Here is a 20682-nt window from a genome sequence, read left to right as displayed (position 1 = left end):
CGTCAGTCGGCCAGCCCGTCGAGGGTAGCGAGACCGGTCGCCCGCCGGTACGCGGTCAGGGCGGCGCGCAGGGAGTCGGCCGTCCACTGGATGCCGTGGCGGCGGGCCGCCTCCCGGTACAGGTCCAGCACTTCGCGGCCGGGCAGCAGAACGCCGGCCTGCCGCAGGACGGCGGGCAGGGTGATCAGGTCGATCAGGCCGGTGATGTCCGGGCGCAGGGTCTCGACGTCGAGCAGCACCAGGTGACCGTCGTCGCGGCGGCGCAGGTGCTCGGGTTTGAGGTCGAGGTGCCCTACGGGTATCCGGCGGCCGCCGTACGCGTCGAGGCACGGGCCCAGCACGTCGGCCCAAGCGGCGGGTTCGGGCAGCCACGGCGGCGGGGGCGCGGCGGCGAGACGGTCGAGCCGGAAGGGCGCGAAGACGTCGGCGGCCGGCGGACCGAGAAAGTCCGGGGCCGCGTGGACGGCGGCGACGGCGTCCACCACCGCGGCGGCGCCCAGGACGGAGAAGTCGACGGCGTGCGGGATGTGCTCGATCAGCAGCGAGCGCGAGGCGTCGGCGGCGCTCAGCAGGCTCGGCAGCAGCGGGGAGTCGCCGACGAGCGCGAAGGCGACGACCTCCGTGTTGTACGCGCCCGGGTCGGCGTGGAGCTTCAGGACGGCGTGGGGCGGATCGCCGAGAGAGGCGACCGCCGCGGTGGCGCGGGCGGCGAGCAGTCGCAGCGGCCCGTCGGCCGCCGGATGCCCGTGGGAGCGGCGGGCGGCGTGCAGCAGGTCCGCCGCGGCGGCCGGGCCGGTCGGCAGCGGGGAGGCGAGCCACCCGTGCGGACGGACACGGATCAGTCCGTGCAGAGCCTCGGCCGCCGTGGCGGCCCTCCTCACGCGGCGGGCCGGGCGGCGGCGAGGTGACCGAGGGCGTAGGCGTAGCAACGGGCCGCGAGGTCCGGGCGCTGGTGCTCGCCGTAGATCGCGAACAGCGCGTAGACGAGGGAGTCGAGCGGGCGGCCGATGTTCCAGCACTGCATGGAAGACCCGGCCACGTCCCATATCTGCACGTGGCCGCGCAGGATGCCGACGAGGTCCTGGAAGAACAGAGCCGTGCCTAGCGGGTACTGGGCCATCGCCTCGTCGAGGGTGAGCGGGGCGACGGGCTCGACGGCGGCGGTGGTCGGGTTCCAGGCGTAGTGCAGATCCTTGCCGCCGGGTCCGTCCAAGAGCGCGAGGAAGATCCGGCGAGGCCCGAGCGGCCCGTTGAGATAGTCGTGGACGCTGGCGGCGAGCTGCCCGGCGGCGGTGGGCACCAGATCCCGGCCGAGCCGGGGCAGTTCTGCCTCGACTTCGGCGAGCGCGGCCGCCGCGTCGCCGACGGGGGGCGCGATCGGGGCGAGCGGCAGCGCCTTCGGGTCGGCGAGGAACGCGGAGTGCGCGGCCATCTGCTCGGTCTCGAAGGCGTCGTCCATGGTCACCCAGATGACGCGGTCGGTGGTGACCGGGCCGACGGCGGGCACGGTGAGCCGGTCGCCGGGCCGGGGTCCGTGGACGTGGAAGAGGTGCTGGAGGCTGTTGGCGGCGGCCGCCATCGCCGGGTGGTCGGCGTACAGGTAGGGGCCGTGCGGGGTGCGCGCGGGCAGGAAGCCGTTGCCGCACAGCGCGACGTCCGCCACGGCAGGGAGCGGTTCGAGGTAGTCCAGCAGGAGTTCGTTGAGGACGCGCAGGCCGGACTTGCGGCCGCGGACGTCTGAGGCGCCGGGCAGCAGGTTCGTGTCCGAGCCTGGTGTGCCGGGCGGTGCGATCTGGGAGTTGTTGGAGACGACGGCCAGGCGGGGCATGGGCTGGCTGCCGTCCCTGACCTGCTGCACGTACACGTCGGACAGGTCCGCGTCGACGCCGATGACCACGCTCGGCCCCTGCCCGAGGCGGGCCACCGGCTGGACCACCCGGTCCTCCCAGAACAGGGTTCGCGCGCCGGCCGGGAAGAGCTGGAGGGCCAGTTCGCCGTACCGGAGGACGTCGCTGTGGTCGAGGCGGTGGACGGTGAAGCCGAGGGATTCGACGGCCTCGCTGACCGCCTCGGGCAGCAGCGTTCCCGTGAACACCGGGACCCCGCGGTCGAGGCGGTCGAGAGTGGGCAGATGGAAGTGGTCCAAGTGCTCGTGGGTGAGGACGATCGCGTCCAGCGCGGGCATCGCCGCGACGTCGACCCGGCGCGGCGGCCAGATCCGGAACTGAAGGGCGGGCGAGAGCCCGAACCCCTCCCCGAGCACCGGGTCGACCAGCACCCGGTGGCCGTCGCCTTCGACGAGCCACGTCTGATGCCCCAGGAACGTCAGTTGCAGGGTGTCCATCGAGCTACCTCCAAGCGGTGTCGGGAGGGGACGGCAGGCGGCGCGGCCGCCGCGGTGTTCGGCGGCCGCGCCTGCCGGGGCCTGGTCAGTGGTGGTAGCTGTACGGGGCCGAGCTGAGCACCCCGGAGCCGGTCATCTGGGCGACGCGGTCCTGAAGGGCGGCGACCGCCCTCGCGTCCGCTTTCACCGTCGTCGCGGCCTTGGCCGCGGACTTCGGCTTCGAGGTCTCCGCCGGGTTCTGCTGCATCTGTGCCTCCTTGAACTGAGGGGAACGGCACCGCCCAGACCGGGCGCTGCCTGTCCGCCCATCACAGCGCCCGCCCCCGCCGCCGGAAAGGCGCTCCGCGTTGCTCCGGGTTGCCGCCGGTTGCTCTCGTTGCCTGGTCTCTGCCAGCCCGTTCTCCGCCAGCCCGGCGTCGCGCAGACTGGGAGTTCCGCGTCCCGAGGAGGCCGAGCGTGAGCGCGACGGTGGAAGACCGGCACCCGCTCCACCAAGTGCTGACCCTGCGCGGCTGGACCAGCGAATACTGCCTGCGCCGCGTCGCGGCTCGGCACAAAGCCCTCGGGTACGGGGCCATGGCGGTTCGCAGGGAGAAGGTCAGCCGCTGGACCAGCCCGCGAAGCCCGCAGACCCCCACTGTCCCCACCCAACTGGCGATGGCCGACGTCCTGGGAGTCGACGGCCGCGAGATCTATGCCAGGCCCTGGCCGCAATGGCTTCGGCTCGCTCTGCGAGACGACGTACCCGTCTGGGAATCGCCCTGGACGCCGGCGGGAACCATCCAAGCACTCGAAGACGCCGGAGGACCCGTGGAGCTGGACCGACGCGAACTCGTGATCGCCACGACCGCCGCGGTCGCCGCGGTCCTCGCCCAGTGGGCCACGGCCGAGGCCGCCCCCGCCGCCGCGTCCGGCGGCCGACGGATCGGCGTCGCCGTCGCCGACCGCTTCGACAGCCGCCTGGGCGAACTCCGCCACCTCGACGACGACCTCGGCAGCGACCACGTCTACGACGCCGCCCGCGCCGAGAGCCGCCTCATCACACGCCTGCTGCGGGACAACTCCTACACCGAGGAGACCGGGCGCCGTCTGCACGCCTGCGCGGCGGAAGCCTCCCGGCTCGCAGGCTGGTGCGCGTTCGACAGCGGCCGGAGCGCCGCGGCGGAGAGGCACTTCGTCGCCTCCCTGCGGGCCGCCGCCGGATCCGGCGACCGTACGGCCGGCGCGACCGCCCTCGCCTTCTGGGCGAACGTCCGGTACTCCCACCGCCGACCCGACCCCCGCGGCGCGCTCGGCCTCATCGACGGCGCCCTCGCCGACCGCGCGAACATCGCCTCACCCCGCGTGCTGACGATGCTCCACATCCGCCAGGCCCGCGCCTACTCGATCGCGCAGGAGCCCGTCGCCGCATACCGGGCCGTCGACGCCGCACTCGCCGCGTACGACGGGGGCGCCCCGCCGGACGAGGATCTGGAGTCGATGTACTGGATACCACCGGCGAGGTGTTCCAGGCCGCCGCGTCCGCCGCGCTCAGCCTGGGCGATCCCGGACGGGCCCTGTCGTACTTCTCGACGGCTGTCACCCACCGGGACCCCTACGACCCGGAGAAAGAGCCACGCGGCACGGCGATCTATCTCGCACGGCAGGCCGGGGCGTACCTCGCACTCGGCGACGCGGACGGCGCTGTGGAGACCGCGCAGAGGGCCGTCGACCTGATGGGCGGCGTCTGCTCCGCACGCGGCAGCGAAACCCTCGGCGGCCTGCGCTCCGAGTTCACCCGCCACCGCGCCGTCCCGGTCGTGAGGAACTTCCTCGGTGAAACCGCCTGACCCCCGCCGCCGGAGCACAGTCCATCGCGAAGTCAGACAGGAGTGCCCAAGTGCCTCAGTCCCACCAGAAGTGCCAGGAGTGGGCGCCGGGCAGGCTGTCCGCGTAGGATGGCAGGGACTTCGCGGACGCGAGGGTGTCCGGGCTGAACGCGGCGTGTTCGGCGGCCACCGCCTCCGCCTCGGCGCGGCTGGTCGGCGGGGCCGCCACGGACACCGTGAGCCAGTCGAAGCCCAGCGCCGTGACCCGTATGCCGAAGCGGTCTTCCCAGGAGCGCAGGACCGCGCACAGGCGTGCCACGTCCTCGTCGTGGTTCAGCGGGCCGCTCCAGCCGATCGCCGCGGGGATGTCCGCGCTGCGGCGCGCGGGCACCAGCGCCAGGTGCGGGTCCTTCGGCCAGGACCCCGCCTGCGCGAGCGCGTCCGCGACCTCGGCGGCGCGGACGTCCGGGGCGGCGGTCAGGGTCTGCGGCCCGGCGAGTCCCGGCCACGGGCCGTCCTCCTCCGGGGCGCACTCCGCCCAGTGCTCCGCCAGGACCTCCTCCGCGTCGTGGTCCCCGGGGTACGTCGTCTCGCCCGGCGTCAACTGCCAGTGCTCCGGGCCGCCCTGAGCGTCGCCCAGGTCGACGAGCACGGGCAGCAGGCCGACGCGGGCCCCCGAGCCGCCCAGCGCCGCCCAGTTCCCGGGCGACACGGCGCGCCCGGAACACCACAGCAGCGGTTCGTGCCAGGGACCGTCGTCCGTCGCGTCGATCAGACGCCCAGGCGGCAGCGGCAGCCCGAGCGAACGCCCGCTCGGATCGGCCGCCAGCTTGGGCAGCGGATTGGGAAGAGTCGCCATGCCAGTGACTGTAGGCGCAGCCACTGACAACGCGGTCACTTCAGCGAGTCGGTGAAGGTCGCCCAAGTGGCGGGCGACATCCGGAGGATGGGGGCGCCGTCCGTGGCGTCGGTCTGCTTGGAGTCACGGATGTGGATGGTGTGGGGGCAGGTGGCCATTTCCAGGCACTGGCCGCCTTCGCTGCCGCTGTAGCTCGACTTTCTCCAGGTGTAGGCGACTTCGAGGCAGGCACCGCCTTCGCTGCCGCTGTAGCTCGATTTGAACCACTCAAGTGCGGTGCTCATTGATCTCCTAGCAGACGGTCGAGCAGGCCCGTCGAGTCCCCAGGAGTCATGGCCTGCGACCGTAGCATTGCATATTTGCGCGCCATAGCGGACACCTCGTCCAAGTCGGCGACCCACTGACTGCCACGCTGTCCTTCTGTGTACGCCAAGTGCTGATGGTCCGCAGTCTCAAGCAGGATGAACGGACCGTCCAGGCCAGCGTTCGCGGGCGTCCGCGTGGGAAGGAACTGGAGGGAGAGGCCCGGTCGTTCGGCGCACTCACGGAGGTGGCGAAGCTGCTCGTGTCGGATTCCGTCCCCGCCGATCCGCAGGTGCAGCGCCGGCTCCCAGACGATGAAGCTCGTCGTGGGCGGGTACTTGCGGTGGAGGATGTCCTGGCGGCCGATCCGGCCCGCGACCCTGACAGCGAGGTCGTCCTCGTCGAACGCTGGAACACGCTCGCTCAGAACCGCCCGCGCGTACGCCTCGGTCTGGAGCAGGCCGGGCAGCACGGCGTTGTCGTACCAGGACAACGTCACCGCCTCTCGCTCATGCACCATGTACTGCTCCGCGTACATCGGGAACTGGTCGATCTCCGGCAGCTTGGCCACCCCCGCCGACAACATCCCCTTGGTGTCGAGGATTTCGTCCAGCAGCGCCGCCAAGTCCGGCAGCAGCGGCCGCCTGCCCTGCTCGATCGACGCGATCGTCTCCTCGTCCACGAGTAACAGCTCCGCCAGCTCGCGCTGCGTGTAACCCGCCGCCTTCCGGGCCGCCTGGAGTTGCGCGCCCAGCATCTTCATGGACGAGAAGTTCTTCTTCCGCGGCATCTTCCGGGTGCTCATGCCGGTTCCACTCCCCCCGTACGGCCCGCGCCGACCCTTGCGGACCCGTACATCTCACGCGTACGGGTTCACTCACTGATCCACCGTAGTGACCGTGCGCGACATTCGTCCGGTGATTCAGCGAAGCAGAATGCCCTATCAGCGCGACCAGCTCTACGGTCGCGACCGCCGGTCCGTGCCCGCCGCGCGGCGGTTCGCCGTGTGGTCGCTGCGGTACTGGGGGCTGGCCGAGTGGGCCAGAGCCGGTGACGTGGCGCTGTGCGTCAGCGAGTTGGCGACCAACGCGCTGGTGCACGGCGTCCCGCCGGGGCGCGGATTCCTCCTGCGGATCCGCTACGACGGCGCCGTGGTGCGGCTGGAGGTCCACGACAGCGGGAGCGGGGCGCCGGTGATCCCGGACGACCCCGACGCGTCCGACGAGGGCGGGCGCGGGCTGCTGCTGGTGGCCGCCCTGAGCGACAAGTGGGGCGTGGGGGAGCGGGCGCCGGGCAAGCTGGTGTGGGCCGAGTTCGCCAAGTGACCACGGCCGCCGACCGGCTGTCGCCCCCACGCCGCCGGGGCGTGAACGCGACAGCCGGACGATGCGTCAGAGCCGCTCAGGCGTCCTGATGCCCAGCAGCGCCATGCCCTGGTGCAGGGTGCGGGCCGTGACGTCGCACAGGAACAGGCGGTTCTCCACCTGGGCCGGCGTCTCGGCCTTCAGCACCGGGCACTTGTCGTAGAACGACGTGTACAGCGAGGCCAGTTGGTACACGTAGGCCGCCAGCTTGTGCGGGGCGTGCTCGGCGGCCGCCTCGCGGACCGCCTCCGCGAACGCGTCCACGTGCAGGCCGAGGGCGCGCTCCGCCGCCGTCAGCTCCAGCTCCGGGCGGGCGGCCGGGCGGACCTCGCCCGCCTTGCGCAGGATGGACCGGATGCGGGCGTAGGCGTACTGGAGGTAGACGCTGGTGTCGCCGTTGAGCGAGACCATCTGGTCCAGGTCGAACTTGTAGTCCCGGTTCGCCGACGTCGACAGGTCCGCGTACTTCACCGCGCCGACGCCCACCTGGGCGCCCCGCTCGGCGATCTCCTCCTCGGACAGGTCCTGGGCCTTCTCCCGGACGACCGCCGACGCCCGCTCGATCGCCTCGTCGAGCAGGTCGACCAGGCGGACCGTCTCGCCCTCACGGGTCTTGAACGGCTTGCCGTCCTTGCCCAGCACCGTGCCGAAGGCGAGCTGCTGCGCCGTGACGTCCTCGCCCAGCCAGCCGGCCCGGCGCGCGGTCTCGAAGACCATCTTGAAGTGCAGGGACTGCCGGGCGTCCACCACGTACAGCAGGGTGTTCGCCTTGAGGTGGAACACCCGGTCGCGGATCGCGGACAGGTCGGTGGCCGCGTACCCGTAGCCGCCGTCGGACTTCTGGACGATCAGCGGGACCGGGTTGCCGTCCGGGCCGGTGACGTCGTCGAAGAAGACGCACAGCGCGCCCTCGGAGCGGACCGCCACGCCGGACTCCTCCAGGAGGCGGCAGGTCTCGGCCAGCATGTCGTTGTACCCGGACTCGCCGACGATGTCCGGGTCCCGGACCTCCATGTCCAGCTTCTCGAACACGGAGAAAAAGTAGATCTTCGACTCGTCGACGAACTTCTGCCAGACCGCGAGCGTGTGCGGGTCGCCTGCCTGGAGGTCCACCACCCGGCGCCGGGCGCGCGTCTTGAACTCCTCGTCGGAGTCGAACAGCCGCCGGGCGGCCTTGTAGAGGCGGTCCAGGTTCGACATCGCCTCCTCGCCGGACACCGCGGACGCCTTGTGGTCCAGCTCGTGCGGGTGCTCGTCCAGGTACTGGATGAGCATGCCGAACTGGGTGCCCCAGTCACCGATGTGGTGCCTGCGCACCACGGTCTCCCCGGTGAACTCCAGGAGCTGCACCACCGCGTCCCCGATGACCGCCGAGCGCAGGTGGCCGACGTGCATCTCCTTCGCCACGTTGGGCTGGGCGTAGTCGATCACCGTGGTGCCCGGCTGGTCGGCGTAGGGCGCGCCGAGCCGCCCGGCGGGGTCGGCGGCGCGCTCCGCGAGGTTCGCCACGATCGCCCGGTCGGTGACGGTGACGTTGAGGAAGCCGGGGCCGGAGACTTCGATCTCCCCGATCACGTCGCCGGTGACCACCCGCGAGACGACCTGGGCCGCCAGCTCCCGGGGGTCGGCCTTGGCCTTCTTCGCCAGCGCCAGGATCCCGTTGGCCTGGAAGTCCGCCCGGTCGCTTCGTCGCAGCAGCGGGTCCGCGTCGGCGCTCTGCGGCAGGGCCGCCGACAGGGCGTCCGCGAGGCGCTGGTGGACGGAGGCGGTGAGGGACGTGACCGAGGCCATAAGAAGGGGTGCCGTTCTCCTCGTGGGGGCAGATCGTCACCGCCAGTATCCCATGGGGGGTAAAGCGAATTCTCCGCCCGGCCGCCCAACCCGGGACCGCCCGCGGCCGTCCCCTGCGGTGAGAAGGCGTTTTCGCGGATGCGCCGCCGCCTGGGACAATGGCTCCTGCCGTGACGTCCGCACCGGCCGCCCACGGAGAACCGCCACAGAACCTTCGGACACAGAGGACGTAACGATCGTGGCTCAGAGCACCGAGACCACCGACTGGGTCTCCCGTTTCGCGGACGAGGTCATCGAGGAGTCGGAGCGTCGGGCCCCTGGCAAACCGGTCGTCGTCGCCTCGGGTCTGTCCCCCTCCGGCCCGATCCACCTGGGGAACCTGCGCGAGGTCATGACCCCGCACCTGGTCGCCGACGAGATCCGGCGCCGGGGCCTTCAGGCGCGCCACCTGATCTCCTGGGACGACTACGACCGCTACCGCAAGGTGCCGGCCGGCATCGCGGGCGTCGACGCGTCGTGGGCGGAGCACATCGGCAAGCCGCTCACCTCCGTCCCGGCCCCTCCCGGCTCGGCGCACCCGAACTGGGCGGAGCACTTCAAGGCCGCGATGGTCGGCCCGCTGGCCGAGCTGGGCGTGGAGTTCGACGGCATCAGCCAGACCGCGCAGTACACCTCCGGCGCCTACCGCGAGCAGATCCTGCACGCGATGCGGCGCCGCGGCGACGTCGACGCGATCCTCGCCCAGTACCGCACCAAGGCCAAGCCGGCCGCCAAGAAGCAGCAGAAGGCGGTCGACGAGGCGGAGCTGGAGGCCGAGGAGGGCTCGGGCGCCGCCGCCGAGGACGACGGCAGCTCCGCCGCGGGCGACTACTACCCGTACAAGCCGTACTGCGGCGGCTGCGGCAAGGACCTCACCGTCGTCACCGCCTACGACGACGACTCCACCGAGCTGACCTACGCCTGCACCGCGTGCGGCTTCTCCGAGACGGTGCGGCTCAGCGAGTTCGACCGCGGCAAGCTGGTCTGGAAGGTCGACTGGCCGATGCGGTGGGCGTACGAGGGCGTCGTCTTCGAGCCGTCCGGCGTCGACCACTCCTCGCCGGGCTCGTCGTTCCAGGTCGGCGGGCAGATCGTCGGGATCTTCGGCGGCGAGCAGCCGATCGGCCCGATGTACGCCTTCGTCGGCATCTCCGGCATGGCGAAGATGTCGTCCTCGCGGGGCGGGGTCCCCACGCCCGCCGACGCGCTGACCATCATGGAGCCGCAGCTCCTGCGCTGGCTGTACGCCCGGCGCCGGCCGAACCAGTCCTTCAAGATCGCCTTCGACCAGGAGATCCAGCGGCTGTACGACGAGTGGGACAAGCTGGCGGCCAAGGTCGCTGACGGCTCCGCGCTGCCCGGCGACGTGGCCGCGTACACCCGGGCGGCGGGCCCCGCCGCGGGCGAGCTGCCGAAGACCCCGCGCCCGCTGCCGTACCGCACGCTCGCCTCGGTCGCTGACGTCACCGCCGGTCACCAGGACCAGGCGCTGCGCATCCTCACCGAGCTGGACCCGGCCGACCCGCCGGCCTCGCTCGACGAGGTCCGCCCGCGCTACGACAGGGCCGAGGCGTGGATCAACGCGCACGTCCCCGCCGACCAGCGCACCGTCGTCCGCGCCGAGCCCGACGTCGAGCTGCTGAAGTCGCTGGACGAGGCGTCCCAGCAGTCGGTGCGGCTGCTGCTCGACGGGCTGGCCGCGCACTGGTCGCTGGACGGGCTCACCCACCTCGTCTACGGCGTGCCCAAGGTGCAGGCCGGGTTCTCCGCCGACGCCACGCCGAAGGAACTGCCGCCGGAGATCAAGACGGCCCAGCGGACCTTCTTCGCGCTGCTGTACCACCTGCTGGTGGGCCGGGACACCGGCCCGCGCCTGCCCACGCTGCTGCTCGCGGTGGGCCAGGAGCGGGTGCGGGCCCTGCTCGGGGAGTAACGCAGGACGGCCACGCGGCGGCCACGCGGCCGCGCGCCGCGCGGCCGGATACGGCGAGGGGGCGCCCGGTGGATTCCGGGCGCCCCCTCGGCGTGACGGGTGACGGGTGACGGGTGAGGGGCGGGGCCGAGGCGGGTCGGCGCTCCGCCGGGGGTCAGGCGATGTGGTCTTCCTGGAGTTCCGTGCTGTGGCGGTTGGCGAAGCGGAGGGCCATGCGGTTGGCGTCGTTCGGGGAGAGGGTGATGCCGAACGTCGCCTCGACGTCGCTCCGGAACTGGGCGCCGGTGGGGTAACCGCCGTCTATCGACTTGCGGAAGACGAGGTAGAGGTCCTCCTCCGTCGGCTCCGGCTCCACCACGCCTCCGCCGCCGCCCAGTTCGCGGGTGCGGTTGGGGCCCACCGGGCTGGGGAAGCCGCCGGTGTCCTCCGGGGAGGGCTGCGGGAAGTCCTGCGGCTGCGGGAAGTCCTCCGGTCGCCGGAAGTCCTGCGGCTGCGGGAAGTCCCGCGCCTGCGGGAAGTCCTCCGGCTGTGGGAAGTCCTGTGGTTGCTGGAAGTCCTCCGGCTGCTGGTCCTCGTACCAGTCCCCGTACTCGTCCTCCGGGACGTACTGGGGGTCCGGGGCGGGGCCGTAGCCGGGGGCGTAGTCGCCGTGGTAGTCCGCCTGCCGCTGGGACTTGAACCAGGGGCTCTGCTCGTCCGGCGCCGCCCCCGCGGGGGGCCCGGCGAGCTGTCCGCCCTGCGGCGCCGCCTGCCGCGGGGCGGCGGGCGCCTCGGCCGCGGGGCCAGCCGCCGCCACGGGTCCGGCGGCCGGCGCGGCCGTCACCGGGCCGGAGGCGGCGACCGGCTCGGCCGCCAGGGCGCCCGCGGCGGCCACCGGCTCGCCCGGCGGCAACTGGGGCTGCTGCGGGGCCGGGGGGAGCAGCGCGGGCTCGATGCCCGCCGCCGCCAGGCCCGCAGGGGCCGTCTCCATCAGCGGGACGCCGTAGCGGGCCAGCCGCAGCGGCATCAGGGACTCCACCGGGGCCTTGCGGCGCCAGGCGCGGCCGAAACGGGAGCGCAGCCGGGCCTGGTAGACGAGGCGCTCCTGCTCCAGCTTGATGACCTGCTCGTAGGAGCGCAGCTCCCACAGCTTCATCCGGCGCCACAGCAGGAAGGTCGGCAGCGGCGAGAGCAGCCAGCGCGTGATGCGGACGCCGTCCATGTGCTTGTCGGCCGTGATGTCCGCGATCCGGCCGACGGCGTGCCGGGCCGCCTCCACCGCGACCACGAACAGCACCGGGATCACCGCGTGCATGCCCACGCCCAGCGGGTCCGGCCAGGCGGCGGCGCCGTTGAACGCGATCGTCGCCGCGGTGAGCAGCCACGCCGTCTGGCGCAGCAGCGGGAAGGGGATGCGGATCCAGGTCAGCAGCAGGTCCAGGGCGAGCAGCACGCAGATGCCCGCGTCGATGCCGACCGGGAAGACGTAACTGAAGTCCCCGAAGCCCTTCTTGAGGGCGAGCGCGCGCACGGCCGCGTAGGAGCCGGCGAAGCCGATGCCGGCGATGATCACAGCGCCCGTCACGACCACGCCTATGAGAACGCGGTGCATCCGAGTCAGCTTCAGTGGCGCGGCCACCCGTACTCCCCTCCCCTTGCGGGCTGTTGCGCGCTACAGACTGGCACACTCGTGCGACGCGCGGACAGCCGGATCGGATTGCCCCGATCCGGCTGTCCTCTCCGGTCTCTCCGGTCAGCGCTTCTAGGCGGCCGTCTTCGACGGCGACGCCGACGCCGACTTCGGCCCCGAGGTCGCCTTCGGCCCCGAGGTCGCCTTCGGCTTCGGCTTCGGGGCCGACGGGGAGGGGGACGTGGAGGACGAGCCGGACGGGGCTGAGCCGCCCGAGGCGCCGCCGCCGTCCCCGTTGGCCTCGGACACCGCCGCCACGGCCTCCTCGGCGGCCTTCTCGGCGGCCTTGGTCAGGGCGTCCGCGTCCGGCGCCTTGTCGCCGGCCAGGCCCGCGCCGTTGTAGTCGACGGTGACGACCACGTTCGCCGCGCGGGTCACGACCGTCTGCTGCTTGAAGGCGCCTTCCTTCTTCTTCAGGTCGTAGCGCACCGCCGTCGCCTCGTCGCCCGTGCCGGACACCGGCACGGACGACGTCTTCTGCGCGCCCTCGGTGGACTTCGCGTCCTGGACCTGCTTCGCGTAGTACGTGTGCGCCTGCCGGTCGCCGGCGCCGCGCGCCGGGTCGGAGTCGAAACGCAGCAACGAGACGTTGAGCCAGCGGAACTGAGAGCCCTTCACCCCGTTGTTGACCAGGCTGCTCCAGGCGCAGCCGGCGCGCGCGGAGGCGTCGCTGCTGCGGCTCTCCTTGGCGGACTTCGCCCCCTTGGGCACCAGGGCGTCCAGCGTCTTGCCGGAGAGCGCCTCGCACGCCCCGGGCAGCTTCGCGTACTTCGCCGCCTGGACGGTCGGCGAGGCGCTCGGACCCGTCGGCGTCCCGGCGCCCGCGGCGGCCGTCCGCTGGGCGCCGTCGCCCGGCTCAGCGCTGGAGTCCGAGGAGCAGGCCGCCGCCAGCAGCATCACGGGGACGGCCGTCGCGCAGACAAGGACGCGGTTCAGCCGCTCGGCTCGCGGGTCACGCCGGGCACGCTGGTCTCGCTGGGCTGCTCGCTGCATGGTTCCTTCGCTCATCACGCTGGTGGTTCCTGCGGTCGGATCGGTTCCGAGGGGCCACGGTACGCGCTGCGCCAGCCGGGCGTTCGCCCTTCACGGGGGTCGCGGCACGCCGTCAAGTGGCCCGGAAGCGAGGTCAACCGCTCAGCGCGTCGGCCAGCCGTGCGGCCAGTTTCCCTGCCTTGTCCTGCATTTGCGCGCTGTCCGGGACCACGCCGAGGGCGGCCGGCTGCTCCTCGTACTCGACGGTCACGATGACGTTCGACGTGCGGAACGCCACAGTCACGGTGCGCTGCTTGGCGCTCGAACCGGAGCCGGCGAGCCGGTCGTCGAGGAACGCCTCGTCGCCCAGGCCGTCCAGGGTGCGGGGCTGGAGGTCGGCCGGGCTGGAGCTGGGGGAGCCGGCGCCGCCGTCGGCGGAGGAGCTGGGCGCGCCGGTGGGGGGCGCGGCCGGGGAGGACGGCGCGGCGGAGGAGAGGGACGCCGGGGCGCTGGGAGCGGCGGAGCCGGGTCCTCCGGGGGCGGGGGCGGCGGCCCGCGCGGGCAGGTCCGCGGCGGCCTGGCGGGAGGCGAAGACCGTCTGCGCCTGGCTGTCGTCGCTCACGGAGTCGTCGTAGGAGACGACCCGCTCGAAGTCGATGTGCAGGCGGTCGGTGGCCTCCGCGGAGTCCACCTTCCAGCGGCAGCCGACCTTGCGTTCGGTGTCGTAGGTGAGCGCGGCCTCGCCCTGGTACGCCGTGTCCCGCTGGTCGGCGTCCCGGATCTGCCGGATGCCGGGCAGCAGCGAGTCCAGCGTGCCGTGGCCGATCGCGCCGCAGGGCTCCGGGAGCGTGCGGTACTTGCCCGGCTGGGCCGCGGCGGTCGTCGTGCCGTCGCCCTGGGGGTTGGCGTCGTCCGTGCGGCCGTCGCCTTGCGAACCGCCGGTGCAGCCGGCCAGCAGCGCCGCGAGGAGCGCGGCAGCGCCGGGTACGTACGCCTTGCGCAGCACGGTCGGGCTCCCTTCGAAGGTGGGTCGGTCCGCGGTCCCCGCTGGTTATTCGGTTGCCGGACGGGGGCGGCCGCCGGAGACAATGTGTATCGCACGCGCTGCCGTGGACGCCGGTCCGATGCCCTGTTTCGCCGACCCTGGCGCCGTTATTGCGATGAGCGAGTTCTGAGAGCTTCTGTGCCTTTTCCGGGGGAATGAGGACGTTATGCCGTACGTGGAGATGCCGGGCGGGAAGGTGCCCATCCGGATGTGGGCCGACCCGGCGACGGTCGAGGGCCCGGCCCTCCAGCAGTTGCGCAACGTCGCGGCGCTGCCCTGGATCGAGGGCCTCGCCGTGATGCCGGACGTGCACTACGGGAAGGGCGCCACCGTCGGCTCCGTGATCGCCCTGCGCGGCGCGGTCTGCCCGGCGGCGGTCGGCGTGGACATCGGCTGCGGGATGTCGGCGGTCAGGACCTCGCTCACGGCCGGCGACCTGCCCGGCGACCTGTCCCGGCTGCGCTCGCGGATCGAGCGGGCGATACCGGTGGGGCGGGGGATGCACGCGGACCCGGTGGACCCGGCGCGGCTGCACGCGTTCCCGACGGCCGGCTGGGACGGCTTCTGGGGGCGGTTCGACGCCGTGGCCGAAGCGGTCCGGTTCCGCCGGGAGCGCGCGCACCAGCAGATGGGCACCCTCGGGTCCGGCAACCACTTCGTCGAGGTGTGCACGGACACGACCGGCGCCGTCTGGCTGATGCTGCACTCCGGGTCCCGCAACATCGGCAAGGAACTGGCCGAGCACCACATCGGCGTCGCCCAGACGCTCCCGCACAACCAGGGCCTGGTCGACCGCGACCTCGCCGTCTTCGTGGCCGACACCCCGCAGATGGCGGCCTACCGCAGCGACCTGTTCTGGGCGCAGGAGTACGCGCGCCGCAACCGCACGATCATGATGGCGCTGCTGAAGGACGTGATCCTCAAGGAGTTCAAGAAGGCCAGGCCCGTCTTCGAGCAGGAGATCTCCTGCCACCACAACTACGTGGCCGAGGAGCGCTACGACGGCGTGGACCTGCTGGTCACCCGTAAGGGCGCGATCCGCGCGGGGGCCGGCGACCTCGGGATCATCCCCGGCTCGATGGGCACCGGCTCGTACATCGTGAAGGGCCTGGGCAACGAGAGGGCGTTCCACTCCGCGTCCCACGGCGCAGGGCGGCGGATGAGCCGCAGCGCCGCCAAGCGCCGCTTCACCGCCCGGGACCTTCAGGAGCAGACGCGGGGCGTGGAGTGCCGCAAGGACTCCGGCGTGGTCGACGAGATCCCGGGCGCGTACAAGCCGATCGAGCAGGTCATCGACCAGCAGCGCGACCTCGTCGAGGTGGTGGCCCAGCTCAAGCAGGTGGTGTGCGTGAAGGGCTGACGTCGCGGGGGCCTCGCGGGGGGCGCGGTGACCTCGCGGGAGCGCGGTGACCTTGCCGGGGCGCGGTGACCTCGCGGGGGGCGGCGCTCCCGCGCGGGGCCGGCGCTCGCTGAGGTCAGGCGAAGGCCACCACGTCCGCCGGCCGGTCGAGCCACGGGCGGGCGGTCCCGTCCGGGCGGACGGTGAGGCCGAAGCGGGCGAGGTCCGGCCTGCCCTTCTCGCCCCACCACGTCAGAGCGCGCTCCACCTCGTCCCACAGTCGGCGCGGGCCGGACTGGCAGACCACGGCGTCCGGCTCGTCGGCGGAGAACGCGACGGCGGCCCATGACCGGCTCGTGAGGTCGAAGAACCATGCCTTCGCGGCACCGTCGCCGCCCTCGTTGACGACATGGGCGCAGTCCGGGACGCAGAGACCGGTCACGAACCGAGAGGACGTGTAGCGGCCCCCGAGGTCCGCGAGGGTGAGCCGCGTCCGGGACACGTCGGCGTCGCCCGGGAAGGCGGGGACGTGCCCGCGGAAGCGGTTCCAGTCGAGACGCTGAGCCCGGAGCTTCATGAACTCGACCATGGACAGGAACGGGCCGGACGCGCTTCCGTCCTCGTCCACGGTCAGCCGGACCAGCGCGTCCTGGTCGCTGTAGTGGGCGCCCCACGGGGCGAGGACGATCCCGCCCGGCCGGGTCTGCTCCAGCCAGCTCGGCGGGACGGCGCGCACGCCTGCCGTGGCGACCACGCGGTCATACGGCGCCCCGTCCGGCCAGCCGTCCCCGCCGTCGCCTCGGATCACCTGCGGGCTGAGTCCGGCGCGCTTCAGGGCGGCGCGGGCCTGCTCGGCCACGGCCGGGTCGATCTCGACGCTGACCACGTGCGAGCCGCCCAACCGGTGCGCGAGCAGGGCGGCGTTCCAGCCGGTGCCGGTCCCGACTTCGAGCACCCGCATGCCGTCGCTCACGTCCAGGTCGCGGAGCATGGAGGCCACGACGTAGGGCATGCTCGCGGAACTGGTCGCCACCGTGCCCGGCTCGCCGCCGGTGTGCCGGCCGTCGTCCCACTGGGTGACCAGGGGAACGTCCGCGTACGCGGCGCGCTGCCACGCCTCGGGGTCCTCGCCGCGGGCGACGCGAACGCTGCGGCCGGTGGCCATGTCGTACGGCCAGACGAGATCCGGCAGGAACCGCGCGCGCGGCGCCGCCCTGAACGCCTCGGCCCATTCGGGCGTCAGGGCGCCGATGCCGAGGAGGGACCGCACCAGCTCGTCGCCGGCGCGGTCGTCCTGCTCATGGGTGAGCGTCACTTACGGTGCTTTCCGTCGCCCTCGGGGCTGCCGCCGTCCGGGGGCGGCGGCGGGGGCGGAGTCCAGGGCTGACCGGGGACCTTGTCCTCCCCGTCGCCCCCGTTCCTCACGATCGGACCGTTCATCGTCGTGCCTCCCTTGGTTCGTGCGGAACACGTCAGGCGGTGCGTCGAACGGGGTGGTGCGCGTGGTTGCGGATCTCGACGTTCACGTCCGTGGCCTTCGAGAGATCCCCCTTGGCTCGGGCCTCCGCTCGCTCGCCGTCCAAGGCTCGGCACACGTCGCATCCGGGCGTCGGCTCCGGATCGGCTCCCAGGCTCAGCGGCAGTTCGACCGGCTGTGGCGGATAGGTCGGCGGGTCGGTCATGAGGTCGTCCCCTCGCACGTCGTACGCGTCGCGACCACGCTAGGGAGGCCGGGGCCTCAGCTCCCAGGCGATTGCACACAGTTGCACGTCGATTACGCGAGGGCGTCCCTGGCGTCCGTGATCAGCGCACGTGCCTTCGGGCCGTACACGGCCAGGTCCGCCAGTTGCGCGAACTCCTCGCCGTACATGGCCACTTCCCGGGGCTGCGTGAGGGTCAGGTAGCCCGACACCAGCTCGACGTTCACCTGCGCCGTGTCGTAGAGCCAGAACTCCTCCACGGGCATCCGGAGACGACGGAGCCCCGTGGGGACCACGCCCAGGCTGACGTTGGGGAGCGAGCCGACGGTGCGCAGGTGCTCCAGTTGCTCCCGCTGCGCCTCGGCGCCGCCCAGCGCGTTGCTCAGAACCGACTCCTCCAGCAGGAACGCGAAGCGGCGGTCGCCCTCGTACAGCACGCGCTGGCGTTCCATGCGGACGGCCACGGCGTCGGCCACGTCGTCGACCGCGACCCGGCGGCGCTGGACGGCGTGCAGGACGTCCTCCGTGTAGCCGTGGGTCTGGAGGAGGCCGGGAACGAGCCACGAGGAGTACGCCCGGAACCGGCGCGTGCGCTCGAAGAGCGGGCGGACGGCCTCCTGGGCACGCCGCAGACCCGCGCGCTCCATCCGGCGCCACTCGACCCACATGCCTTCCGCGGCGCGGAGCGAGGCGATCAGGTCGCCCGTCTGGTCCTCTCTGTCGCACGCGCGGCACCAGGCACGGATGTCGTCGGCGGACGGAGAGGTCTTGGCGGTGGAGATCCGGGACACCTTGGACGGGTGCCAACCACATGCTTCGGCGAGCTGTCTGCCGTCCAGCCCGGCGTCCTCGCACATCTCCCGAAGGCGATCGGCGAGGACCTGCCGGGCCGCCTGCACACTTGACGACTCTGCTGCGGGCACGGCGCGGACCGGTCAGACCGCTTGGTGCTCGGCGTGCTCGGCGTATTCGTAGTATTTGTCGTGCCCGTCGTGCCCGTCGTGCGGTGCGGCCGTCGTCCCGATCGTCTCGACCGCTGTGCTGACCATGTCCACGACCTCCGGTTCGGTACGCCACGCCCGGCTCACCATGGTCGCCCACTCCCGCCCCGTGCGCCCTCCCTCACCCTGAACGGGTGCGTGTCGAAAAGAAGTCCGCGTGGTCTTCAGGCCGTCAGGTCCCGGCCACGAGGTGCGGGCCAGCCGTCAGGTCCCGGCGGGCAGTCGCTTCTCCAGCAGGGCGACCGCGTACGGGCTGCCCGCGCCGTCGGTCTTCGCGCGCTGCTCGCCGACGACCGTGTAACCCGCCGCCTCGTAGTAGGCGCGCAGGCGGCGGTTGGCGGCCAGGCAGTCCAGGCGGGCGTAGGGGCGGCCCGCCGCGGCGATGCGGGACTCTGCCTTCGCCAGCATCCGGCGGCCCGTTCCGGGCGGCGCCGCGTGCGGTGCGGTCATCAGCCGGTGGACGTAGCCCGCGTCGGCGGGGCGCGGGCCCCAGGTGTCGGGGTCCTCCCACCACAGCTCCCAGGCGCCGGCGAGACGGCCCCCGGCGCAGGCGAGCCACACCTCGCCGCGCTCCATGCGGGTGCGGAAGTGCGCCTCGTCCTTCTCGCCCGGCTTCCACTGGTCGATGCCGCGGGCCAGTTGCCACAGCGCGGCGGCGTCCCGCAGTCGGACGAGCGCGGCGGCGTCGGCGGGGGCGGCCAGGCGGTGGGTCAGCGGCGGCGAGGCGTCGTCCGGGGCCGGTCTCCCGTCGGGGGAGGGGTGTCCGTCCACGATGGTCGTCTCCAGGGGTGCGTGTTCGGGGGCGCCGTGTCCCGGGGTGTCGTGTCCGGGGGCGCCGTGTCCCGGGTGTCGTGTTCAAGGCGCCGAGTCCAGAGGCGCCGTCTCCCGGCCTTCCGGCCTCCCCCGTCCGGGGCGGCCGGTCGCGTTCAGGGGCCGCGTCCGTCGGCGCGGGCGGCTCAGCGCTCGCGGTGCACCTTGGTGTTCGACGCCTGGGCGCGCGGGCGCAGGACCATCAGGTCGACGTTGACGTGGCTGGGCCGGGTGACCGTCCAGGCGATGGCGTCCGCCACGTCGTCGGCGGTCAGCGGCTCGGCCACGCCCTCGTACACCTTCGCCGCCTTCTCCTCGTCGCCGCCGTAGCGGGTCAGGGCGAACCCCTCCGTCCTGACCATGCCGGGCGCGATCTCGATGACCCGGACCGGCTGCCCGACGATCTCCAGGCGCAGCGTCTCGGCGAGGACGTGCGCGCCGTGCTTGGCGGCGACATAGCCCGCGCCGCCCTCGTACGTGCCCAGTCCGGCCGTGGAGGAGACCACGATCACCGTGCCGTCGCCGCTCGCGACCAGCTTGGGCAGCAGGGCCTGGGTGAGGTTCAGGGTGCCGATGACGTTCGTCTCGTACATGGTGCGCCAGTCGGCCGGGTCGCCGGTGGCGACCGGGTCCGCGCCGAGCGCGCCCCCGGCGTTGTTGACCAGCACCCCGATGCTCTGGAAGGCCGTGGCGAACTCGTCGACGGCCGCGCGGTCGGTGACGTCGAGCTGGTAGGCCGCGGCGGAGCCGCCGGAGGCGTTGATCTCCTCGGCGAGCGCCTCGACGCGGTCCTTGCGGCGGGCGGTCAGCACGACGCGGTAGCCGGCGGCGGCGAGCCGGCGGCCCGTGGCGGCGCCGATGCCGCTGCTCGCACCGGTGACGACGGCGACGCGGGAGGCGGCGGGCGGTACGGCGCTGGCCATGGGCTGCTCCTCGGGAGTCCGGTGTCCGGTGTCCGGTGGGGTCTGGTGGTGTCTGGTGGTGTCTGGTGCGGTCCGGTGTTCGGTGTCCTGTGGTGTCCGGTGTCGTGTGACGTCCGGTGGTGTCCGGCGTCCGGTGTCCGGGCGGTCGCGGTACGGCTGTTCTCGCCGCCTGGACACCGGCGGCGGCACGACTGTCCCCGCCGCCCTGACCGGCGGCGCGATCGGTCTCTCCCAGCCTAGGCGAAGTTCAGCCGCCGTTCCTCGGGGCCCACATGATGACCGCCATGCCGGCCAGGCAGATCAGCGCACCGGTGAGGTCCCAGCGGTCGGGGCGGTAGCCGTCGGCGACCACGCCCCACAGGATCGAGCCGGCCACGAAGATCCCGCCGTAGGCGGCCAGGATGCGGCCGAAGTGGGCGTCGGGCTGGAAGGTGGCGACGAAGCCGTACGCCCCGAGGGCGAGGACGCCGCCCGCCGCCCACAGCCAGCCGCGCTGCTCGCGCACCCCCTGCCACACCAGCCAGGCGCCGCCGATCTCGAAGAGCGCGGCGACGACGAACAGGGCGGCGGAACGGAGGATCGGCATACGGGCAGCTTGGCACGCGGCCTGTCGCGCGGCGCCCGTGCGCCTCTCCCGGGGGGCGCTGTGCACCTGTTCCGGGCGGGCCGGTGCCCCCCTCCCGAGCGGGCCGGTGCGCCTCTCGCTCGGGCGGGCCGGTGCGCCCCTCCCGGGCGGGGCCGGCCGGTCCGGGGGAGTGCCGGGCCAGGGGAATGCCGGCCCG

21 protein-coding genes and 1 pseudogene are annotated in these 20682 nt (G+C 73.0%); 5 read left to right on the top strand and 17 right to left on the bottom strand.

Features of this window, described 5'->3' with window-relative positions; translation table 11 throughout:
- Positions 1 to 2: 2 nt before the first annotated feature.
- The 3 genes from ABZ861_RS13525 to ABZ861_RS13515 form a co-directional block, all read right to left on the bottom strand.
- Positions 3 to 881, bottom strand: coding sequence for a hypothetical protein (locus tag ABZ861_RS13525; RefSeq protein ID WP_361628559.1), 879 nt, complete (start codon positions 879 to 881; stop codon positions 3 to 5).
- On the bottom strand, positions 878 to 2344 hold the full coding sequence (locus tag ABZ861_RS13520) for an MBL fold metallo-hydrolase (protein ID WP_361628556.1): 1467 nt from the start codon (positions 2342 to 2344) through the stop codon (positions 878 to 880). Before ABZ861_RS13520 ends, ABZ861_RS13525 begins: the two co-directional genes overlap by 4 nt.
- Before the next feature lie 85 nt (positions 2345 to 2429).
- Positions 2430 to 2591, bottom strand: coding sequence for a hypothetical protein (locus ABZ861_RS13515; protein ID WP_361628553.1), 162 nt, complete (start codon positions 2589 to 2591; stop codon positions 2430 to 2432).
- A gap of 209 nt (positions 2592 to 2800) precedes the next feature.
- Between ABZ861_RS13515 and ABZ861_RS13510 the strand changes: the two genes are divergently transcribed.
- Positions 2801 to 4060, top strand: a complete 1260-nt coding sequence (locus ABZ861_RS13510) for a transcriptional regulator (RefSeq protein ID WP_361628550.1) — start codon at positions 2801 to 2803, stop codon at positions 4058 to 4060.
- Complete coding sequence (locus ABZ861_RS13505; RefSeq protein ID WP_361628547.1) at positions 4030 to 4173, top strand: hypothetical protein; 144 nt, start codon at positions 4030 to 4032, stop codon at positions 4171 to 4173. Before ABZ861_RS13510 ends, ABZ861_RS13505 begins: the two co-directional genes overlap by 31 nt.
- Before the next feature lie 55 nt (positions 4174 to 4228).
- Here ABZ861_RS13505 and ABZ861_RS13500 read toward each other — a convergent pair whose 3' ends face one another.
- From ABZ861_RS13500 to ABZ861_RS13490, 3 genes are read right to left on the bottom strand one after another with little or no spacing between them, the layout of a single operon-like run.
- Positions 4229 to 5011, bottom strand: coding sequence for a DUF4253 domain-containing protein (locus tag ABZ861_RS13500; RefSeq protein WP_361628544.1), 783 nt, complete (start codon positions 5009 to 5011; stop codon positions 4229 to 4231).
- Positions 5012 to 5046: 35 nt separating this feature from the next.
- Positions 5047 to 5295 carry a DUF397 domain-containing protein gene (locus tag ABZ861_RS13495; RefSeq protein ID WP_361628541.1) on the bottom strand — a complete coding sequence of 83 codons (249 nt, stop codon included), beginning with the start codon at positions 5293 to 5295 and terminating at the stop codon, positions 5047 to 5049.
- Positions 5292 to 6119 carry a helix-turn-helix transcriptional regulator gene (locus tag ABZ861_RS13490; protein WP_361628538.1) on the bottom strand — a complete coding sequence of 276 codons (828 nt, stop codon included), beginning with the start codon at positions 6117 to 6119 and terminating at the stop codon, positions 5292 to 5294. Before ABZ861_RS13490 ends, ABZ861_RS13495 begins: the two co-directional genes overlap by 4 nt.
- 130 nt (positions 6120 to 6249) lie before the next feature.
- Here ABZ861_RS13490 and ABZ861_RS13485 point away from each other — a divergent pair, with 130 nt between their 5' ends.
- Positions 6250 to 6639, top strand: coding sequence for an ATP-binding protein (locus tag ABZ861_RS13485; protein WP_361628535.1), 390 nt, complete (start codon positions 6250 to 6252; stop codon positions 6637 to 6639).
- Between the two features lie 66 nt (positions 6640 to 6705).
- On the opposite strand, the gene argS is transcribed toward ABZ861_RS13485, so the two are convergent.
- On the bottom strand, positions 6706 to 8469 hold the full coding sequence (argS, locus tag ABZ861_RS13480; protein ID WP_361628532.1) for an arginine--tRNA ligase: 1764 nt from the start codon (positions 8467 to 8469) through the stop codon (positions 6706 to 6708).
- A 238-nt stretch (positions 8470 to 8707) separates the two neighbouring features.
- On the opposite strand from argS, the gene lysS reads away from it, so the two are divergent.
- Complete coding sequence (lysS, locus tag ABZ861_RS13475) at positions 8708 to 10441, top strand: lysine--tRNA ligase (protein WP_361628529.1); 1734 nt, start codon at positions 8708 to 8710, stop codon at positions 10439 to 10441.
- 154 nt (positions 10442 to 10595) lie between these two features.
- Here lysS and ABZ861_RS13470 read toward each other — a convergent pair whose 3' ends face one another.
- The 3 genes from ABZ861_RS13470 to ABZ861_RS13460 form a co-directional block, all read right to left on the bottom strand.
- The gene (locus ABZ861_RS13470) at positions 10596 to 12032 is read right to left on the bottom strand and encodes a DUF2637 domain-containing protein (protein ID WP_361628526.1); all 1437 of its coding nucleotides are present in this window, start codon (positions 12030 to 12032) and stop codon (positions 10596 to 10598) included.
- 150 nt (positions 12033 to 12182) lie between these two features.
- Complete coding sequence (locus ABZ861_RS13465; protein WP_361628523.1) at positions 12183 to 13118, bottom strand: DUF3558 domain-containing protein; 936 nt, start codon at positions 13116 to 13118, stop codon at positions 12183 to 12185.
- A gap of 118 nt (positions 13119 to 13236) precedes the next feature.
- Positions 13237 to 14088, bottom strand: a complete 852-nt coding sequence (locus ABZ861_RS13460) for a DUF3558 domain-containing protein (RefSeq protein WP_361628520.1) — start codon at positions 14086 to 14088, stop codon at positions 13237 to 13239.
- Positions 14089 to 14293: 205 nt separating this feature from the next.
- Between ABZ861_RS13460 and ABZ861_RS13455 the strand changes: the two genes are divergently transcribed.
- Positions 14294 to 15487 carry an RtcB family protein gene (locus ABZ861_RS13455; RefSeq protein ID WP_361628517.1) on the top strand — a complete coding sequence of 398 codons (1194 nt, stop codon included), beginning with the start codon at positions 14294 to 14296 and terminating at the stop codon, positions 15485 to 15487.
- Between the two features lie 115 nt (positions 15488 to 15602).
- Here the strand turns inward: ABZ861_RS13455 and ABZ861_RS13450 are convergent, their stop codons facing one another.
- From ABZ861_RS13450 to ABZ861_RS13420, 7 genes and pseudogenes are all read right to left on the bottom strand, one after another.
- Entirely contained in the window at positions 15603 to 16781 is a 1179-nt protein-coding gene (locus ABZ861_RS13450) for a methyltransferase domain-containing protein (RefSeq protein WP_361628514.1), read from the bottom strand.
- Between the two features lie 157 nt (positions 16782 to 16938).
- Positions 16939 to 17148 (bottom strand): hypothetical protein, encoded by a 210-nt coding sequence (locus ABZ861_RS13445; protein ID WP_361628511.1) that lies wholly within the window; start codon positions 17146 to 17148, stop codon positions 16939 to 16941.
- Between the two features lie 92 nt (positions 17149 to 17240).
- Positions 17241 to 18089, bottom strand: a complete 849-nt coding sequence (locus tag ABZ861_RS13440) for a helix-turn-helix transcriptional regulator (RefSeq protein WP_361628508.1) — start codon at positions 18087 to 18089, stop codon at positions 17241 to 17243.
- A 12-nt stretch (positions 18090 to 18101) separates the two neighbouring features.
- Positions 18102 to 18257: a hypothetical protein gene (locus ABZ861_RS13435; protein WP_361628505.1), complete on the bottom strand. Its 156-nt coding sequence runs from the start codon at positions 18255 to 18257 to the stop codon at positions 18102 to 18104.
- A gap of 114 nt (positions 18258 to 18371) precedes the next feature.
- Positions 18372 to 18893 (bottom strand): annotated as a pseudogene (locus ABZ861_RS13430) (GNAT family N-acetyltransferase); the annotation flags it as partial.
- Between the two features lie 230 nt (positions 18894 to 19123).
- Complete coding sequence (locus ABZ861_RS13425) at positions 19124 to 19900, bottom strand: SDR family NAD(P)-dependent oxidoreductase (RefSeq protein WP_361628502.1); 777 nt, start codon at positions 19898 to 19900, stop codon at positions 19124 to 19126.
- 247 nt (positions 19901 to 20147) lie between these two features.
- On the bottom strand, positions 20148 to 20486 hold the full coding sequence (locus ABZ861_RS13420) for a YnfA family protein (RefSeq protein ID WP_361628499.1): 339 nt from the start codon (positions 20484 to 20486) through the stop codon (positions 20148 to 20150).
- Positions 20487 to 20682: the final 196 nt, after the last annotated feature.

The sequence above is a fragment of the Streptomyces sp. NPDC046985 genome (assembly GCF_040644415.1).
Lineage (GTDB): Bacteria > Actinomycetota > Actinomycetes > Streptomycetales > Streptomycetaceae > Streptomyces.
Note: the sequence above shows the minus strand (reverse complement) of the source record. Positions and strands in the feature narration are given on the sequence as shown.

Bases quoted from the DNA above. Each gene is read 5' to 3' on its own strand.
- ABZ861_RS13455 (WP_361628517.1), top strand. From the start codon at position 14,294: ATGCCGTACGTGGAGATGCCGGGCGGGAAGGTGCCCATCCGGATGTGG.
- ABZ861_RS13515 (WP_361628553.1), bottom strand. From the start codon at position 2,591: ATGCAGCAGAACCCGGCGGAGACCTCGAAGCCGAAGTCCGCGGCCAAG.
- ABZ861_RS13520 (WP_361628556.1), bottom strand. From the start codon at position 2,344: ATGGACACCCTGCAACTGACGTTCCTGGGGCATCAGACGTGGCTCGTC.
- argS (WP_361628532.1), bottom strand. From the start codon at position 8,469: ATGGCCTCGGTCACGTCCCTCACCGCCTCCGTCCACCAGCGCCTCGCG.
- ABZ861_RS13420 (WP_361628499.1), bottom strand. From the start codon at position 20,486: ATGCCGATCCTCCGTTCCGCCGCCCTGTTCGTCGTCGCCGCGCTCTTC.
- ABZ861_RS13470 (WP_361628526.1), bottom strand. From the start codon at position 12,032: ATGCACCGCGTTCTCATAGGCGTGGTCGTGACGGGCGCTGTGATCATC.
- ABZ861_RS13445 (WP_361628511.1), bottom strand. From the start codon at position 17,148: ATGACCGACCCGCCGACCTATCCGCCACAGCCGGTCGAACTGCCGCTG.
- ABZ861_RS13495 (WP_361628541.1), bottom strand. From the start codon at position 5,295: ATGAGCACCGCACTTGAGTGGTTCAAATCGAGCTACAGCGGCAGCGAA.
- ABZ861_RS13425 (WP_361628502.1), bottom strand. From the start codon at position 19,900: ATGGCCAGCGCCGTACCGCCCGCCGCCTCCCGCGTCGCCGTCGTCACC.
- ABZ861_RS13435 (WP_361628505.1), bottom strand. From the start codon at position 18,257: ATGGTGAGCCGGGCGTGGCGTACCGAACCGGAGGTCGTGGACATGGTC.
- ABZ861_RS13500 (WP_361628544.1), bottom strand. From the start codon at position 5,011: ATGGCGACTCTTCCCAATCCGCTGCCCAAGCTGGCGGCCGATCCGAGC.
- ABZ861_RS13485 (WP_361628535.1), top strand. From the start codon at position 6,250: ATGCCCTATCAGCGCGACCAGCTCTACGGTCGCGACCGCCGGTCCGTG.
- ABZ861_RS13465 (WP_361628523.1), bottom strand. From the start codon at position 13,118: ATGAGCGAAGGAACCATGCAGCGAGCAGCCCAGCGAGACCAGCGTGCC.
- ABZ861_RS13490 (WP_361628538.1), bottom strand. From the start codon at position 6,119: ATGAGCACCCGGAAGATGCCGCGGAAGAAGAACTTCTCGTCCATGAAG.